Annotated in this window: 17 protein-coding genes; 6 read left to right on the top strand and 11 right to left on the bottom strand. The window is 61.2% G+C overall.

Features of this window, described 5'->3' with window-relative positions:
- Positions 1–23: 23 nt before the first annotated feature.
- The 3 genes from OHL18_RS18725 to OHL18_RS18735 all read right to left on the bottom strand — a co-directional run bounded on the left by OHL18_RS18725 (position 24) and on the right by OHL18_RS18735 (position 1,582).
- Positions 24–527, bottom strand: a complete 504-nt coding sequence (locus tag OHL18_RS18725; protein WP_263376395.1) for a MarR family winged helix-turn-helix transcriptional regulator — start codon at positions 525–527, stop codon at positions 24–26.
- 71 nt (positions 528–598) lie between these two features.
- Positions 599–1,066: a hypothetical protein gene (locus OHL18_RS18730; RefSeq protein WP_263376396.1), complete on the bottom strand. Its 468-nt coding sequence runs from the start codon at positions 1,064–1,066 to the stop codon at positions 599–601.
- An 84-nt stretch (positions 1,067–1,150) separates the two neighbouring features.
- The gene (locus OHL18_RS18735) at positions 1,151–1,582 is read right to left on the bottom strand and encodes an organic hydroperoxide resistance protein (protein WP_263376397.1); all 432 of its coding nucleotides are present in this window, start codon (positions 1,580–1,582) and stop codon (positions 1,151–1,153) included.
- Positions 1,583–1,790: 208 nt separating this feature from the next.
- Here OHL18_RS18735 and OHL18_RS18740 point away from each other — a divergent pair, with 208 nt between their 5' ends.
- Positions 1,791–2,288 carry a nucleoside deaminase gene (locus OHL18_RS18740; RefSeq protein ID WP_263376398.1) on the top strand — a complete coding sequence of 166 codons (498 nt, stop codon included), beginning with the start codon at positions 1,791–1,793 and terminating at the stop codon, positions 2,286–2,288.
- 122 nt (positions 2,289–2,410) lie between these two features.
- On the opposite strand, the gene OHL18_RS18745 is transcribed toward OHL18_RS18740, so the two are convergent.
- The 4 genes from OHL18_RS18745 to OHL18_RS18760 all read right to left on the bottom strand — a co-directional run bounded on the left by OHL18_RS18745 (position 2,411) and on the right by OHL18_RS18760 (position 9,857).
- Positions 2,411–4,654 carry a xanthine dehydrogenase family protein molybdopterin-binding subunit gene (locus OHL18_RS18745; protein ID WP_263376399.1) on the bottom strand — a complete coding sequence of 748 codons (2,244 nt, stop codon included), beginning with the start codon at positions 4,652–4,654 and terminating at the stop codon, positions 2,411–2,413.
- Positions 4,655–4,793: 139 nt separating this feature from the next.
- Positions 4,794–5,798: an FAD binding domain-containing protein gene (locus OHL18_RS18750; RefSeq protein ID WP_263376400.1), complete on the bottom strand. Its 1,005-nt coding sequence runs from the start codon at positions 5,796–5,798 to the stop codon at positions 4,794–4,796.
- A gap of 11 nt (positions 5,799–5,809) precedes the next feature.
- Positions 5,810–6,427 (bottom strand): 2Fe-2S iron-sulfur cluster-binding protein, encoded by a 618-nt coding sequence (locus OHL18_RS18755; protein WP_263376401.1) that lies wholly within the window; start codon positions 6,425–6,427, stop codon positions 5,810–5,812.
- Between the two features lie 55 nt (positions 6,428–6,482).
- The gene (locus tag OHL18_RS18760; protein WP_263376402.1) at positions 6,483–9,857 is read right to left on the bottom strand and encodes a TonB-dependent receptor; all 3,375 of its coding nucleotides are present in this window, start codon (positions 9,855–9,857) and stop codon (positions 6,483–6,485) included.
- 133 nt (positions 9,858–9,990) lie between these two features.
- On the opposite strand from OHL18_RS18760, the gene OHL18_RS18765 reads away from it, so the two are divergent.
- Positions 9,991–10,446: a hypothetical protein gene (locus OHL18_RS18765; RefSeq protein WP_263376403.1), complete on the top strand. Its 456-nt coding sequence runs from the start codon at positions 9,991–9,993 to the stop codon at positions 10,444–10,446.
- On the opposite strand, the gene OHL18_RS18770 is transcribed toward OHL18_RS18765, so the two are convergent.
- Both OHL18_RS18770 and OHL18_RS18775 read right to left on the bottom strand, forming a co-directional pair.
- A complete protein-coding gene (locus OHL18_RS18770; protein WP_263376404.1) occupies positions 10,443–10,706 on the bottom strand; it encodes an anti-sigma factor family protein in 264 nt (87 codons plus the stop codon). The two genes, OHL18_RS18765 and OHL18_RS18770, sit on opposite strands and share 4 nt — an antisense overlap.
- The gene (locus OHL18_RS18775; protein WP_263376405.1) at positions 10,697–11,320 is read right to left on the bottom strand and encodes a sigma-70 family RNA polymerase sigma factor; all 624 of its coding nucleotides are present in this window, start codon (positions 11,318–11,320) and stop codon (positions 10,697–10,699) included. Before OHL18_RS18775 ends, OHL18_RS18770 begins: the two co-directional genes overlap by 10 nt.
- 155 nt (positions 11,321–11,475) lie before the next feature.
- On the opposite strand from OHL18_RS18775, the gene OHL18_RS18780 reads away from it, so the two are divergent.
- The 4 genes from OHL18_RS18780 to OHL18_RS18795 all read left to right on the top strand — a co-directional run bounded on the left by OHL18_RS18780 (position 11,476) and on the right by OHL18_RS18795 (position 14,171).
- Positions 11,476–12,246 (top strand): DUF1223 domain-containing protein, encoded by a 771-nt coding sequence (locus OHL18_RS18780; protein ID WP_263376406.1) that lies wholly within the window; start codon positions 11,476–11,478, stop codon positions 12,244–12,246.
- Between the two features lie 31 nt (positions 12,247–12,277).
- Positions 12,278–13,447 carry a M24 family metallopeptidase gene (locus OHL18_RS18785; protein WP_263376407.1) on the top strand — a complete coding sequence of 390 codons (1,170 nt, stop codon included), beginning with the start codon at positions 12,278–12,280 and terminating at the stop codon, positions 13,445–13,447.
- A gap of 113 nt (positions 13,448–13,560) precedes the next feature.
- Positions 13,561–13,998: a DUF6677 family protein gene (locus tag OHL18_RS18790; RefSeq protein WP_263376408.1), complete on the top strand. Its 438-nt coding sequence runs from the start codon at positions 13,561–13,563 to the stop codon at positions 13,996–13,998.
- Positions 13,995–14,171 carry a hypothetical protein gene (locus OHL18_RS18795; RefSeq protein WP_263376409.1) on the top strand — a complete coding sequence of 59 codons (177 nt, stop codon included), beginning with the start codon at positions 13,995–13,997 and terminating at the stop codon, positions 14,169–14,171. Before OHL18_RS18790 ends, OHL18_RS18795 begins: the two co-directional genes overlap by 4 nt.
- Positions 14,172–14,389: 218 nt before the next feature.
- Here OHL18_RS18795 and OHL18_RS18800 read toward each other — a convergent pair whose 3' ends face one another.
- Together OHL18_RS18800 and mpl are read right to left on the bottom strand one after the other, a co-directional pair.
- Positions 14,390–15,103: a lysophospholipid acyltransferase family protein gene (locus OHL18_RS18800; RefSeq protein WP_263376410.1), complete on the bottom strand. Its 714-nt coding sequence runs from the start codon at positions 15,101–15,103 to the stop codon at positions 14,390–14,392.
- A 6-nt stretch (positions 15,104–15,109) separates the two neighbouring features.
- The gene (gene mpl, locus OHL18_RS18805) at positions 15,110–16,576 is read right to left on the bottom strand and encodes a UDP-N-acetylmuramate:L-alanyl-gamma-D-glutamyl-meso-diaminopimelate ligase (protein ID WP_263376411.1); all 1,467 of its coding nucleotides are present in this window, start codon (positions 16,574–16,576) and stop codon (positions 15,110–15,112) included.
- Between the last annotated feature and the right edge of the window lie 15 nt (positions 16,577–16,591).

A 16,591-nucleotide genomic window follows, 5' to 3' on the forward strand; every position in this document is an offset into this window, starting at 1 on the left:
TGCCCGTTGCGAAGCGGCACGCATCAAGCTACCTTGCCGCCATGGCCCGGCAGCGGTGGCGTTGCCGCCTGCGCCGCGAAGCCAATCTTCTTCAAAGCCACGTACAAAACCTTGCGCTCTTCCTGCGAGATCCCGGTCGAGATGCTCTCAAGATCGTCCACATGCTGCGCGAATAGCTCCTCGATGAACCGTCTGCCGTCGCAGGTCAGGTCGACCAGCCGGACCCGCCTGTCCTCAGCACTCAAGCTGCGGTGCACCAGATTGCGCTCCTCAAGCCGGTCGATCGCTGAGGTCATCGATGCGCTAGCCAGAAGCACTTTTTCGCCGATAGCCGAGATCGTCATCGGCCCCTTGTGTAGCAACGCCTCCAGGATCATGAAATCCGTCAGGCAGAAGCCCTTCAGCCCCATCGACCGCTCAATGAAGGTGCCCACCGAGGCCGAAGCCCGCGCCAACACCAGCCACAACCTGGCAGCGGTGATCTCTTCTCCGCCTGCTGCTCCGGTCTGTGCCGCTTGAGATCGCATCGCTCAACTCCTACGACATAAGATATCTCGACATAGAGATAAGATTCAAAACGTGTAGAAGTTCAGAAAAGTCACCAAATCAGGGCTCCCGATAGCCGCCCCAGCGACTTCATGGTGTCGGCCAGAAGATCACCGGGCTCTCCGAGCGCTTCGGGCAGTCCTACCAGGATCCCAGCCTCCTGTAGTGCGCCCTCGACCAGCGCCTGCGCCGCTGTCGGCTCGCCAGCTGGACCGGCTTCGGTGAACACCCACGCACGTTTGCCATCCAGCCCACCCTCCGAAAGCAACTCCAGCAGCGGCCCCAGCTCGTCCGCAACTGGCTCCGCGTGCTCCAGTCCGACCACGATCGTCTGCGCCCACTCCAGGTCCGCCCGCTTGATCGTTCCGTAGGACTGGTGACCCACCTCGGGCGCTCCCGGCGCGGCCAGCCGCCGCAGCCGGATCAGCCCCTCGGCTTCGACCGCTCCCACAGCCACCGCAAGGGCAAGCCGTTCGATCGGCTGCGTATTCGATTGAAAGACGATCAGTACGTGACTCATATGCACACGAGTCTATCCTGCCCAAAACGAAAAAGGCCCGGCGCACAAAGCACCGGGCCTTCTCTGTTGCTTTGAACGGATGACTTAAACCACCGTCAGCGTCACGTCCACATTATTGCGCGTAGCGTTCGAGTACGGGCAGATGACATGCGCGGCATGCACCATCTCTACGGCCTTGGCATGGTCCACACCGCCAACATGCACCTCAAGCGTGACCGCAATGCCGAAGCCCTTTGCTCCATTCGCTAGCGGCCCAAAGGATACCGACGAGTTGATCGAGGTCGCTGGATCCAGCCGCTCCTTCGCTTCGCCCGCGACAACCTTCAGCGCCCCCAGGAAGCACGCCGCGTAGCCTACTGCGAACAACTGCTCGGGGTTGGTGCCCTCGCCAGTGCCGCCCATCTCCTTCGGGAGCTGCAGCTTTACATCAAGCTTGCCGTCGTCTGTCTTTCCGACTCCATCACGCCCGCCGCTTACGGTTGCATGTGCTGTATACACTGCCTTCTCAATTGCCATGGTGTCTCTTTCCTTTCCTGGTTACGGAACTGGGTTACTGGTGTTCGATGCGCATTTACCGCGTTCGGCTTCGCCGGAACCGGCACGATCCAGCGATCCTTTTTGAAACAAGTAGGACGCCGTAGCCCATCATCCTACACTTCCGTTGTTAGACTGGAGCGCATCATCCTGCGGCCAGGGATGTGCCATGTATCCGGAGGCGAGAACAATGACAAAGAAGGACGAGTTCAGCGAAGAGGACCTTGTCATGCTGCGCCGCGCGATCGCGCTCGCCGGCGAAGCCCGGAAAGACGGCCGCCATCCGTTCGGCGCGCTCGTCGTGAACCAGTGGGGTGAGACAGTTGTCGAAGCGCGGAATAACGCTGTCCGCCCCAAAGGTGACCCAACCCAACATGCGGAGATCGTCGCCTGCAGCCGTGCGGCAAAGCTGCTCACCAACTCCGAGCTAGCCGAGTGCACCCTCTACACCAGCACGGAGCCGTGCGCCATGTGTGCTGGTGCAATCTACTGGACCGGAATCGGCCGCGTCGTCTACGGCCTCCCGGAGCAGGACCTGCTGAAGTACACCGGAAGCCACGAGCAGAACCCGACCCTCGACATCCCATGCCGCGATGTCTTCGCAAAAGGCCAGCGGGTGATAGAGGTCTCAGGCCCATTGCTTGCGGAGGAGGCAGGCAAGGTCCACGAAGGCTTCTGGACCGAGTGAACTCTTCAATTCGCGTGGATGCGTCATCTCGGTCGAAGCCACGCAGCCTCATCGCGTGACGCAGTGGAGAGACCTCCGCATTCGTTGTTTGGGCTGCCACAAATGCTCGCCACGTTCACCCTCTAAGCGACGTCTCTCTTCGCCCCCAGAAGGTCCTCGATCCTAACCGGCAGCTCTCGCACTCGTACTCCGGTCGCGTGATACACCGCATTGGTGATCGCGGCAGCAATCCCCGCAAGCCCAATCTCGCCCACGCCCCGCGCGCCAAGTTCGTTCAGCACCGTATCCGGATGGTCGAGGAACGTCACATCAATGGCTGGTGAGTCCGCGTTCGTCGTCACCATGTAGTCGGCAAGGTTGTTATTCAGCGGCAGCCCGAACTTCGGGTCGTAGTGCGTCTCCTCGAAGATCGCCATGCCCACGCCCATCACCACCGCGCCTTCAATCTGGTTGCGAGCAGGCTTCGGGTTGATGATATGGCCGCCGTCGATCACCGTCACCACGCGCGAGACCCGCAGCCGCGCCGTCTCCGGCTGCCACGTCACCTCGGCGAACTGCGCCCCGAAGGAGTGCAGCGAGAACTTCTTGTTGGGATCACCGAACGTCCCTTGGGAGCTTCCCTGCCCCGACGCCACGCGGATGTTTCCCTTGTTCAGAATCTCCTCGAACGGCACGCCGGTATCGGGCGACTTGTCCTTTAGATGAACCCGGCCATCGGTAAACGCCAGCGCATCCGGCTTCGCGCCATCGAACTGAGTTCCCTTCGCTCCAGTCGCCACGGCAAATAATGTTCCCTTCGCCTTCTCGATCGCCTGCATCACTGCGGGAACCAGCGACGCTGTCGCCCACGATCCCCCGGAGATCGGCCCGGGCGGAAGCCGGGTATCGCCAAGCACCACCTCAATGCGATCATGCGGGACGCCCAGCTTGGTCGACACCATCTGCGACAGCGCCGTGTACGTGCCCGTTCCGATGTCCTGCGTTGCCGTAGAAACCCGCACCACGCCCGTCTGGAGCAGGTCGACCGCCGCCTGGGCCTCAGTCCGTTCAGCAATCCACGAACAGCCGGCAACACCCCAGCCGAGGATCAGGCCATCCTTCTTCATGGAACCCACGCCGGGAGTGCGCTGCGCCCAGCCAAACTTCTCAGCACCGGTGTTCAGACACTCCACAAAGTGCCGTGACGAGAACGGCAGGTTCAGCCCTTCATCTTTCTCCGGCTCGTTCATCAGCCGCAGCTTGATGGGGTCCATCTTGAGCTTGATGGCAAGCTCGTCCATCGCGGACTCCATCGCGAACAATCCCGGCACCGCTCCCGGCCCGCGCATCGAAGTCGGCGTACCCACATTCCGCCGCACAATCGCCGATGTGGCCCGCAGATTCGCCGTGCTGTAGCTGTAGGGCGTCGCCTCGCTGCAGCCCTCGCTGTAGTCATCGAGAATGGAAGTGTGATTCAGCGAATCGTGCATCAGAGCGACCAGCTTGCCTTCCGCAGTCGCTCCGAGGCGGAAGCGTTGCTGCGTCCTTGGCCGGTGGCCAACACTCTCAAACATCGACGACCGCGCCACCACCAGCTTTACCGGTCGGCCCAGGTTCCGAGATGCTGAAGCCGCGAGAAAAGTGTGTGGCCACGGCCACAGCTTGCCCCCGAATCCCGAGCCCAGGAACCGCGAGATCACGCGAATGTTCTCCTCCGGCACGCCCAGCATCTGCGACATGACATTACGATGATTCATCACCGCCTGCGTCGTCTCGTAGACCGTAAATCCCTGGCCATCCCAGCTTGCGACACTCGCGTGCAGCTCGATGGGATTGTGGGTCTCCGTCGGCGTTGCGTAGGTCTCGTCGATCTTCACCGCAGCGGAAGCGAACGCCGCGTCGGGGTCGCCGCGATGGAAGTCCACCTTGGGCTTCTCGTCGGTCTTCAGCTTATCGCTGACGTCGTGGTCGCTCTTGCGATAGGTGACCTTCACCTTGTCTGCTGCTGCCGTCGCCTGCTCGAAGGTCTGCGCGACCACCACGGCGACGTACTGCCCGTAGTAGCGGACAAACTCATCCTCGAGCGGAGGCCGCTGTTCATCGAGAATTCCGACGAATCCAGATGGAGGTGCAGCCCGGTACAGCTTGCCGATGTTGCCGTGGCTGTAGACCGCCTTCACTCCCGGCATCTTCTCAGCTACGCTTGCGTCGAGCGCGGTGATCGTACCACTCGGAATCTTCGCGCAAACAGGAACGGCGTACAGCATGCCCGGCAGGTTGTAGTCGGAGCTGTACATCGCCGCACCTGTAACCTTCAACGGTCCATCGACGCGAGGCAACTTGCCCATCGTCTTAGGGGGAGTCGTCGTCGCCAAACCTGTCGTCATCGCCATCGTCTTCTCTCCCCGTCAGTGCTTGTTGAAAAGCTCTTCCTTGATCTTGATCATCTCTGTATTGTTTAAGGGCACGACTTTAGCCGTGCCATCCATGCTGCCTCATCCACGGGGCTTTAGCCGCTGAGGTACCTTATGCCTGCTGGGTTGCGACTGTAAGTGCGTGAACGATACACCGCTTGGCCAGCTCCACTTTGAATCCGTTCTCGCTCTGCGGCTTGGCTCCGTGCAGCGCTGCTTCGGCCGCTGTCCGAAAGCTCCTCTCATCTGCGGTCTTTCCCAATAGCGCATTCTCTGCCTCGTGCGATCGCCATGGTTTCGTTCCAACCCCACCCAGCGCCACGCGAATGTAGCTGATCTTTCCGCCATGCACCTCAACCACGATTGCAGCCGATGCCAGCGCAAACTCGTAGCTCGCTCTATCCCTCAACTTCAGGTAAGACTGTTTCGATCCCGCTTTCGCCGCAGGCAGCGTCACGCTCGTCACCAGGTCGCCCGGCTCCAGCACATTCTCGCGGTGCGGCATATTACCCGGCAGCAGATGGAACTCGCCGATGGGAACCTCGCGTTCGCCCTTCGCGCCCTTTATCTGCACGGTCGCCTCAAGCGCCACCAGCGCGATGTTCATGTCCGAAGGATTGGTTGCGATGCAATCGCTGCTCGTGCCCAGGATCGCAAGGCTCCGGTTGTCGCCCTCGATCGCCGGACATCCCGTTCCCGGCTCACGCTTGTTGCACGGCAGCGCGTCGTTGCGGAAGTACATACACCGCGTCCGCTGCAACAGGTTGCCGCCGGTCGTCGCCATGTTGCGGAGCTGCGCCGAAGCGCCCGACAACAGCGCCTGCGAGAGCACCGCATAGTCTTTCTGGACTTCGGGATGGTGGGCGAGATCGGAGTTGCGCACCAGCGCGCCGATGCGCAGCCGGCCATCCGGGAGGCGCTCCACGTTGTCGAGCGCAAGGCCGTTGATGTCCACCAACTGCGTCGGCACCTCGACGTTCAGCTTCATCAGGTCGAGCAGCGTCGTTCCGCCCGCGATGAACCGCACATCCGCGCCCTGCTGCGCCGTCTTCGACAGAGCGGCCATCTGCACCGCCTGCGGAATCTCCGTCGCCTTCGTAAACTTGAATAGCTCCATGCTTGTGCTCCTTAAGCTGTGTGGCGAACAGCCTGGATGGCCAAAACGATATTCGGATACGCTCCGCAGCGGCAGATGTTGCCGCTCATCAGCTCCTTCACGTCCGCGTCTGTCGGACCGCAGGGCTCTTTTAGCAGGGCGACGGCCGACATGATCTGCCCCGACGTGCAGTATCCGCACTGGTAGCCGTCATGTTCCACGAACGAAGCCTGCATCGGGTGCATATTCTCCGGCGACCCGAGACCTTCGATCGTCGTGATCTCGTCGCCCTCGTGCATCGCGGCCAGCGTCAAGCAGGAGTTGATCCGCCGCCCGTTCACGTGCACCGTGCAGGCTCCGCACTGGCCGTGGTCGCAGCCCTTCTTCGTACCGGTCAGGCTGATCGTCTCGCGCAGGCAATCCAGCAGCGAAGTTCTTGGATCGATCTTCAAATCGAGCGTCTTCCCGTTCACCTTCAAGCTCACAGGAATGGCGTTCTCGACCGGCTCAAGGTCCATCGCCGCACCAGTCACCACAGGCGCGACCTCGGCATGCACTGGCCGCGCGATCACTGGCGCTGCTGTCGCTACACCCACCGCTCCCAGTCGCGACAGAAACGACCGTCGCGAAAGTCCGCTTTCATCACTCATTGGGGATCCCTCACGAATAACATACTCTAACTGCCCTGCGCGGGCTTTTTCGCCTCTAATAAAGCAATTTCACCGAGAACTGAATCTGCCTCGAAGTTCCCGCCGTCTTGCTGATCTCTCCAAACCCCGCGCCCTTGATTGTGTTCGCCGGCAGTCCAAAGTTCGCCACGTTGAAGAGGTTGAAGAACTCCGACCGGAACTGCACGTCGAACAGTTCACCGCCCGCCGAGCGCCTTCCCACCGGCGTGTCCTTGATCAACGAAAAATCGAAGTCATAGTAGGCAGGCCCGCGAAAGGTGTCCCGTCCCAATGTCCCAAACGACCCATCCGGAATCGTGAAGTAGGAGCCGTTGTCTAACCCCTTGCCGAAGTAGTCCACCCGGTTCGGTCGCGCCGTGGAAAGATCGGGGGTCGCAATCTGGTCTGGCCTGTCCACGCCACCCAGCCCGGCCTCCGTCTGCTGCTGGCCGGAGTACACCGTAAACGGCAAGCCGCTGCTGATCGTCGAGATGCTCAACAACTCCCACCCAGCGGTGAACCTGCGGTTGATTCCTTGCAGCATGTCCACCTTCTCAAGCTGCAGATCCTGCGCCAGGCTTGCCGTGAAACTGTGCGCCACATCGAAGCTCGCAGGTCCCTTCTCGGGATGGTTGTCGAGCGGATCCTGCGGCAGCGGATTCGAGACTGCCCCGGTTCCGCCGATGCCGCCCGCCACGCCGCTCGTATCGTCCAGCGCCTTCGACCAGGTATAGCTGATCTGCACGCCCGGACCGCCATGCGGCAGTTGCCCCGAAAGAGACGTCTGTAGCGCGTGATAGCTCGAGTGCGCCGTCGCGACGATCACTTGTTCCGTGCCGTAACCACCAATGGCCTCATTCGCACTGTTGAACTGCGTGTAGGGCGCAAACGCCGGTCCGGCGCCCGAGTACCCATTCGGCGAAGAGATCCTCGGCAGCTTCGCCGAGGCCGTCCCGACATAGGCTGCATCCGCCGTCAGCTTGCCAAACTGCCGCTCCGCTCCCACCGTCCACGTCTGCAGATATCCGTTGCCGAAGCGCGGGCTGATCGCAGCCAGATTCAGCGGCGTGAACTGCGCTCCCGGCGTAAGCGCAGCAAGGCCGTTCTGATACCGCTCGACATCCAGAACAGTGTTGGGTGCCGTCGTGTTCGTCTTTCCATCCGCGAACAGCTGCTGCCCTGATGTCGAATAGAACGTCGGCAACTGGGCCGAGGTGATCTGGAAGCCATACGGTATCGGTGCCGATGCTGTGGCCGTGATGTGCGGATAGATCACATACGGTACCGCTCCGGTGAGGAAGTTGTCCTGCCAGATATTCGGCGGAATCGTCGTAATCCCCCCGCCCGCATGAACATGCAACGAGCCGGCCACTCGCCAGTCGATCTGCACCCGCGGTGCAAACTCCGCCCACTGGTGCCGGTATCCCGGCTGCGGGTTGACCGCGTACTGCGTACCACCATCGGGACCGAGGAACGATGCCGTCCGCTTGGCGCGCTCGGAGATCGGAGTGTACGCCTCCCAGCGAACACCGTAGTCCAGCACAAATCGCGGCGAGATCTTATAAGTGTCCTGCAGATAGACCGCGAAGCCGTTGCGTGAGATCGCCGCCGGCCCAATATGCGCGCCGCCCGAGATAAACGGAGGCGCAACCGCCGTTGTATAGACGAACGCGCTTCCCGTCAGGAAGGCGCTCAACGTGTCCGGCAGCTTGTCGCCGACATGTACATCATGGGTATGGCTGGCGGAGGTGATCTCCACCGGCGAATACACCGTGCCGCCTCCGAAGTCATACTCGCCGTTCGGGCTCGTCCCGAAGTACGTCGTGTCGCGATTCAACCGCACCTCGCCGCCGCCCTTCACCACATGCTTCGATGTGGTCCAAGTAAAGGCCTGCCGCACCTGGAAGAGGTTCCCAAACGCCGACATCACCGATCCGCCCGCGGAGTTGAAAGCCTCAAACGACCCATCGTTGAACTTGATCGCCGGATCGGTGTGATTCGCCGTCGGAAACTGCGGCGTCGTACGGGTCAGGCTCAGCCCGCTCTCAAACGCGAACCTTGGCGACACGGTCTTGGTGTAAGTGATCGCCCCGTTGCGCTGGTGGTCCATGTACACCACGCCGAAGCTCGGATCGATCGCCGTCTGGTCCGGGTTCGTCGTCGGCCCAAAGAGGTTGTTGAAGTTGAACCGCGCCGTCAGGTGCGCGTTCTTCGGGAGTTCCTGATCTAGCCGGATCGAAAACTGGTTCGCATTGGTGGTCACCTTTGACGCCCCTGCGAACGTATTCACTCCGTAAGATCCCGTCGGATTGTTCGGCAACGGATAGCGGGCGAGCACCGCAGCAATCTTTGCATCCGGCATGATCGTCAGGGTGTCACCCGAGTAGGCTGTCGTATCGATTCCCTGCCGCTCAGCCTCGGTCGGCACCGGGAAGACCTGCGATGTGCCCAGCACCTGCCGGAAGCCTTGGTACTGAATGAAGTAGAAGCTCTTCCCGCGACCATCGTAAACGTGGGGAACCACGATCGGGCCCCCATTGGTGAACCCGAATTCATTCCTTCGGAACGGCGGAATCCGTCCCGGCTCCGCCAGCGTGGGATGATCGAAAAAGTTCCGCGCGTCCAGCGCCGAGTTCCTCAGGAACTCGAAGATGGACCCATGAAATCCGCCCGCGCCCGAACGCGTGATCACGTTCGTGAAACCCGCCCCCCCGCGACCGATCTCCGCCGGCATCCATCCCGAACTCGACCGGATCTCCTCGACCGCGTCGACATTGAAGTTGCTGAACGCCGCTCCGCCCATCTCCGGGTCACTGGTGTCCGCGCTGTCCATCGCGAACGTCGCCTCCACTCCACGCTGCCCATTGATGGCAAACTGCTGGGTGAAGTTCGTCTGCCCGTTCGAGTCCGTCATCGTCCCCGCCGCCAGCAGCAACAACTGGCTGAAGTCACGCTTGTTCAGCGGAATCGCGCTTACCGTCTGGCTCGAGAGCTTCTCGCCGCCCGTGCCAATCGTCGTCTCGCCGGTGCGCGACACGACCCGCACCTTCCCCGACTTCGACACCGTCACCACCATAGGCAGCGACTCCGCAGAGAGCTCCAGCGTCTCCGGGTAGCGATGCTCCACCCCGCCTATCACCACCACTAGCGTGTACTTGTCCGCCGCAAGGCCACCGAACCGGAAGGCTCCTGCGTCCGAGGTGTTCGCGACCACCTCGCCGTGTGCGCCAATTAAACGGATGGACCCATTCAGTACAGGCTCTCCTTTGTCATTCCGCAGCTCTCCACTCCATCCATGCACGACGAGCTCCTGCCCGTAAGCATCGGCTGCGCCGATCCGGTCGAAGGGAAAGAGACCCGGCACAAGGACGAGCAAGAAGACATGAAGCACGAGGAGGGCCAACTTTTTCATGATCGCCAATTATATGCAGCGCAAGCACTTCGCGACTCGCCGGCAGTCCTGAGAGCTTTACCCAGATACCGTAGCCCGTCATCGGCGTCCAGCTTTCTGCAGGACTGACCGTGTTTGTAGTACCGTCGGAAGCGTGATCTCGGACTCGACAAACAGCGTCGCGAAAGAACATTCTCCACCTTCGGCGTTTGCGCGCACAGCCGTAAAGTGGTCCGTCGCTGTTGTCAGCTTCGGTTTCATCCTTCTACAAAGCGCCTGCACCTGGGTGATGGCCGTCAGCGGAGCACGTCTGCTTATCGGCTTGAGTGCGCTCGCTGCCGCCTCCGGTCTCAACCGTCCCTCCAGCGGCTTCCACGCCGATATCATTCGCGTGCCTATGATGATCGTCGCGGTTGCTGGATCGCTCATCAACCTCTACGTCATCTGGCGAATCCGCTCGCTACGCGCCCGGCCATCTTCACAATGGCGCACGACGCCCGCACCGCGCTCGAAGATTCGTGCGGAGAACTTCCAGATCGCCCTGGCGATCCTCACCCTGATCCTCGTCATCGCCGAACAGGCCACTCACCTGATCGTCCACAACGCTTAGGGCAGCTTCCGAACCACCGCTTCCGCACTCTTCAACTCCGCATCCAGCCGGGCGTGTAAGCGTTCGCTATACCCTAGCGGCAGTTCAAACACCCGCTCATCCGCGGTCAGAATCAGGATATTCCGCGTCGAATCCAGGATCGCCGAGCATATCTCGCAGTGCTCCAGATGCTCCTGCACCATCCTTAAGACCTCCGGCTCCAGCGTTCCATCCAGGTATCCGGAGATGTGCTCCCAGACATGCTTGCACTCTATGACCATGGGAACCACCTCCGTTTCGAGTCCATCTGCTTCAACTGCGGTGCCAGGGTCTTCTGCAATGCCACTCGCGCCCTGTGCAGCCTTACCTTCACCGAAGCCACTGTGATCTGCAACACGTCGGCGGCCTCGGCAATGCTCAATTCCTCGATGTCACGAAGTACAAAGATCTCCCGGTAGATCGGCGGCAAGCCTTCAACCGCCTTCTGCAGCAGGCTTCGCATCTCACTTCGCTCCAGCGCCTCCGAAGGAATCTCCTTCCAGTCCCGCAGCAGCGCCGGCGATACATGGCTGCCGTCGTCGTTCGACGCTTCCAGCGGCTCCATCTTGATCAACTTTTTCCGGCGTAATCTGCTCCGCGCCTCGTTCAATGTGATGCTGATCAACCACGTTCCGAACTTCGCCTCTCCGCGAAAGCTCGCAAGGTTGCGGAAGGCCTTCAGGAACGCCTCCTGCGCGACATCTTCCGCGTCGGACTCATCATGTACGAACGACAGCGCCATCACGTATACGCTCCGCTCGTACGGCCGGATGAGATCGTGAAAGCGTTGCGATTCGCCAGCCAGAATCGCTGCGATCATCTCCGCTTCGTTGCGTGATTCGTCTATTTCAGGCATTTCGTTGCGAACTTCTCTCCATCCAGCGGCACACTTGCATCCATATCAGACATTAGAACCTTGCGCACTCCATAAGTTACAAGGAGAGCGAATCTCGTATCCCCTGTAACCCCGGGCGTGTCGTGGCGTCTGATGGCTGTACTTCGGAGGCACCCATGCACCTCTTCCCAGCCCGCTCCCTTGCAGTATCCTTCCTCGCACTCTCCGCAGCAGCCATTCTTCGAGCACAGGCACCAAGCGCGAAGCCCTCGGTCGTCCTCGTTGAACTCTTCACCTCCGAGGGCTGCTCAAGCTGCCCTCCCGCTGACGCTCTCCTCCGCCAGATCGACCACACGCAGACCTCCGCTGGCCAGCTCATCGTCGGCATCAGCGAACACGTTACCTACTGGAACTCTCTGGGCTGGTCCGATCCCTTCTCCTCCTCCATCTACACCGATCGCCAGAGCAGCTACGGCCAGCGCTTCAACCTCGACAGCGTGTACACCCCGCAGATGATCGTCAACGGCTCCGACCAGTTTGTAGGCAGCGATAAGGCCAGCCTTATCCGCGCAATTCAGCGGCAACCTGCCGACCACCAGCCTGTCACCCTCAATATCTCCTCCGTCAATCGCACGGGCAACAGCCTCGCTGTCACCTTCTCCGCCGCAGGCGCGATCCCGACAAACGGCACCGACATCATCGCCGTCCTCGCCGACGACACCGACCAATCCAGCGTTCAGCGCGGCGAAAACTCCGGCCGCACTCTCACCCACGTCGCCGTCGCCCGCTCACTCACCCGCGTCGCCACGCTCAAGTCAGCCGAAGAAAAGACCATCTCAGTAGCCCTCCCTTCGTCCTTCCAACCCACGCAACATCACCACCTGATCCTGTTCGCGCAGGCACTTGGCTATGGTCGTGTCCTCGGAGCCGACAGCAAGCCGATCTAGCGCCACCAAACTTGCCGCTAAAATAACCCTCATGGATCTGGCGGCAATTCAATCTGCACTCAGCGACGCCCACCTCGACGGCTGGCTCTTCTACGACCACCACTACCGCGACCCGCTCGCCTACAGCATCCTCGGCCTTCCCGAAGGCCAGCTCGTCACCCGGCGCTGGTACTACTTCATTCCCGCCAGCGGCGAACCGAAGAAGCTCGCCCATCGCATCGAGAGCGGTCGCCTCGACACCCTCCCCGGCGCAAAGTCCGAATACTCCTCCTGGCAGGAGCTCGAAGCGGGCATCGCCGCACTTACCGAGGGCAGCACCAAGATCGCCATGCAGTACTCCCCGCGCAACGCCATCATGTACGTCGCTCTGGTTGACGCCGGCACAGTGGAACTGCTGCGCGGCCTCGGCAAGGAGATCGTCACCTCCGCCAACCTTGTCGCCCAGTTCGAAGCTGTGCTCACCGAGTCCCAAATCGCGACCCACTTCGCCGCGGGCGAGAAGATCGATCGCGTCCTCGCAGCCGGATTCGAGCAGATCGGCATCCGCACCAAAAATGGCGGGACGCACGAGCAGGCCATCGTCGACTTCCTCCAGGAAGGCATGCGCCGCGAGGGTCTCGTCTGGGACCACGGCACGAACGTCAGCGTCGGCCCCCACTCCGCCGACTCCCACTACCACCCGTCGCCCGAGACCTCCGCGCCCATCCGCTCCGGCGACTTCGTCCTCATCGACATCTGGGCCCGCCTCGACCAGCCCAACTCCTGCTATTACGACATCACCTGGACCGGCGTCGTCGGCCGCGAACCGACCGACCGGGAGCAGCACATCTTCACCACCGTCCGCGACGCCCGCGACGCCGCCTGCCAGCGCGTAATCGACGCCTTCGCCGCGAACGAACTGATCGCAGGCTTCCAGGCAGACGACGCCTCCCGCGCCGTCATCCGTGCGGCTGGCCTCGGCGAGTTCTTCACCCACCGGACAGGCCACAACATCGGCAACACCCTTCACGGCAGCGGCGCTCATCTCGACAACCTCGAGACCCACGACGAGCGCTGGCTCCTGCCTAACACCTGCTTCTCCGTGGAGCCCGGCCTCTATTTCCCCGGCGAGTTCGGCGTCCGCAGCGAGGTCAATATGATCGCCCGCGCCGGCAAGGCCGAGATCACCGGCCGGATTCAACGCGAACTAGTCCGGATCTGAACGAACGCTCTCCCCAAAGAAACGTCATCTCGACCCGAGCGGCGGACAGTTTCATCGTCCGTCGCGTAGTGGAGAGACCCCGCATTTCGTCTTTGCCTTATGATGGAAAGTGCATGTCAACCAATCCCCAAGCCGCACAGCAGATGAGCAAGGCCGATAAAGCTCTTCTGAACCAGAAGTCCGGCGTCTCTCCCGCAGTCGCTCTCTTCGCCGGATGGCTCGTCCCCGGCGCGGGCCATCTGCTCATCAGGAAGCCAATCCGAGCCCTTCTGCTCTTCGTCTCCATCGTGGCCATGTTCTCGATCGGCATCGCGCTCGAAGGCAAGGTCTACACGCCCAACACCGGCGACCTGCTCGACATCCTCGGCTTCGCCGGCGATCTCGGCAGCGGCGTGCTCTACATCCTCGCCCGCGTCTTCGACCTCGGACACTCCTCAGTACAGATCGCCATCGCCGACTACGGAACGAAGTTTATCGTGGTGGCAGGGCTGCTCAACATCGTATCCGCCGTCGACGCACACTCGCTGGCCAGCGGGAGGAAGCTCTCATGACTGTTACCCACTTCGGGGCCGTCCTTCTCTTCGCCTTCTTCACTTCCATTGTCTTTGGCATCACCCAGCGTTCAGAACCAAAGATGATGATCCGTTTCGGAGCGTTCTGCTTCGCCCTCTTCGTCTTTGGCACCATCGCCGCAAGCTGGGGTATGTGGTTGATTAAGCACTAGTGTGGTGCGTCACGCAGAACGGCAGTTGTCCGAACAGCTTACGTCCCACCCATCCTCGCAAAAGACGCGAAGATGGATGGGGCACCCGATCAGTTGCGACCGGTCAAGACTTCTGACGCACTGGAGTCGATGCTGTTGATCCACAAATGCCCGGGTGCCCCATCCATCGCGGTCGTATCGCGATGGGTGGGATGTAGGACATTACCGCGCCTGAAAGCCTAAACCGCCTTCATCTCCACCGGCAGCGCCGCATCGATCGCTCCTCGAACCGCGGCCATCAACTCCTCGCGGCTGGCATATTCGCTCGGCTCAATCGCCTTCAGAAACTCCACCCGCGCCACTCCCGGCCTGATGGAAAAACTCCCTTTGCGCATCATGTTCTGCGTGCCCGAGATCGCAATCGGCACAATCGGCGCTTTCGTGTCCTCAGCCAGGAAAAACGGCCCTTTTTTGAACACCTTCAGACGCCCATCCACGGAACGAGTTCCTTCAGGAAACACAATGATATTCAGCCCCTCGCGGAGTGCGCTCGCCGCCGCCGCGATGCTCGCCTTCGCCGCCTCCACGTTGCTGCCGCGCTCCACCGGGACAAACTTGGCCATGCGCATCGCCGTGCCCAGGACTGGAATCCCCATCAAGCTCTTCTTCAACAGGATCGAACTCCGCCCCGGCAGACTCGGCATCAGCACCGGCGGATCGAGATTCGACACATGGTTCGACATGAAGATGCACGACCGTCCCGCAAGCAGATTCTCCTTGCCTACGATCTCCACGCGAATTCCACCAGCCACCACGCCCGCGTGCATAATCCGCATCGCCAGGCGGTAAAGCGGGCCAATGTCGCGAATCAAAAACGAGTAAGGAACTCCCAGGATTCCGACCGCTCCGCCGAAGATCCCGTACACGAACAACATCTTGAAAGCAGAAAACATAACGTCTCAGGATACTCCGGCAAACTCGACCGCAAGCGCTGCCGGAAGTTTCTCGTAGATGCCGCCGAAGCCACCGTTCGAAAGAATGGCGACGACGTCACCGGACCTCAGCTCCGGCACCAGCGCATCCACAATCGCATCGGCATCCGCATGCAGCTCCGCCGGAACCCCACGGGCATTCAGCCCCGCGACCACCTCTTCCGGATGCAGCCGCTCCGCCACAGGTATGCTCTCGGACTTGAAGACCTGCGCCAGCACTACGGCATCGGCCAGCGCAAGACTGTCCACCAGCGCCTCCGCAAAGACATTTCGCCGCAGCGTATTCGATCGCGGCTCTAAGACCGCCCAGATTCTACGGCCCGGATAGGCCTCCCGCAGGGCCCGCAGCGTCTCACGAATTGCCGTTGGGTGATGCGCGAAGTCGTCGATCACGGTCACGCCCGCAACCTTCGCCCGAACCTCCAGCCGCCGCTTCACACTCTTGAATGTCGCCAGTGCTTCGACAATCGCGACCACCGGAACTCCCTGGCCTGAGGCCAGCGCGGCTGCGGCCGTCGCGTTCATCGCGTTATGCTCGCCGGCCATTGGCAGGGTCAGATCTGCAAAGAACTCGCCGCCACGATCCAGGCGCCACGAGCTTACGCTGCCCTCGTGTCGCAATTTTGAGACCCGCCAGTACGACTCAGGATCGAAGCCGTAGCGCTCGACAAAACAGAATGCCTTCGCCACGCACTCCGACACGTTCTCGCTGCCATCGAACGCCACCAGCCGCCCGCGTCGTGGGATGAGATTCACCAGCCGCTTGAACGCCGTCTTCACCGCCGCAAGATCGTCGTAAATATCCGCATGATCGAATTCCACGTGAGTCAGGATCGCGGCGTCGGGAAAATAGTGTAAAAACTTCGGGCCTTTATCGAAGAAGGCGGTATCGTACTCGTCGCCCTCAATCAGGAACGGCGGCCTTGCGCTGCCCACAACCGGACGCACCATGAAGCTCGTGCCAAAGTTCTCCGCCACTCCGCCGATCAGAAATGACGGGGCGAACATGGCGTCGTTCCTGGACGCGACCTCGTAGATCCAGGCCAACATACTGGTCGTGGTCGTCTTGCCATGCGTCCCCGCAACCACGAGCGACTCCCGTCCTGCGATGAACTCATCATGCAGCAGCGCAGCCATCGAGCAGAACGAGATCCTCGTGTCGAGCACGTGCTCCAGCTCCACATTGCCGCGCGAGATTGCATTGCCCACCACCACCAGGTCCGGCCGCGGCTTGAGATTCGTCGCCGCATAAGGCTCGGCGACATGAATCCCCATCGTTCGCAGCTGATCGCTCATCGGCGGATAGGCCGCCGAATCCGAGCCTGTTACCCGGTGTCCCTGCTGCTGCAGCATCCCGGCCAGCGAAGCCATCGCCGTGCCACAGATGCCGATCAAGTGAATATGTTTCGAAGCTTTACCGTCAGTCGTATGCATGAGCTGTTAGCTCAA

The organism is Granulicella aggregans, assembly GCF_025685565.1.
GTDB classification, from domain to species: domain Bacteria; phylum Acidobacteriota; class Terriglobia; order Terriglobales; family Acidobacteriaceae; genus Edaphobacter; species Edaphobacter aggregans_B.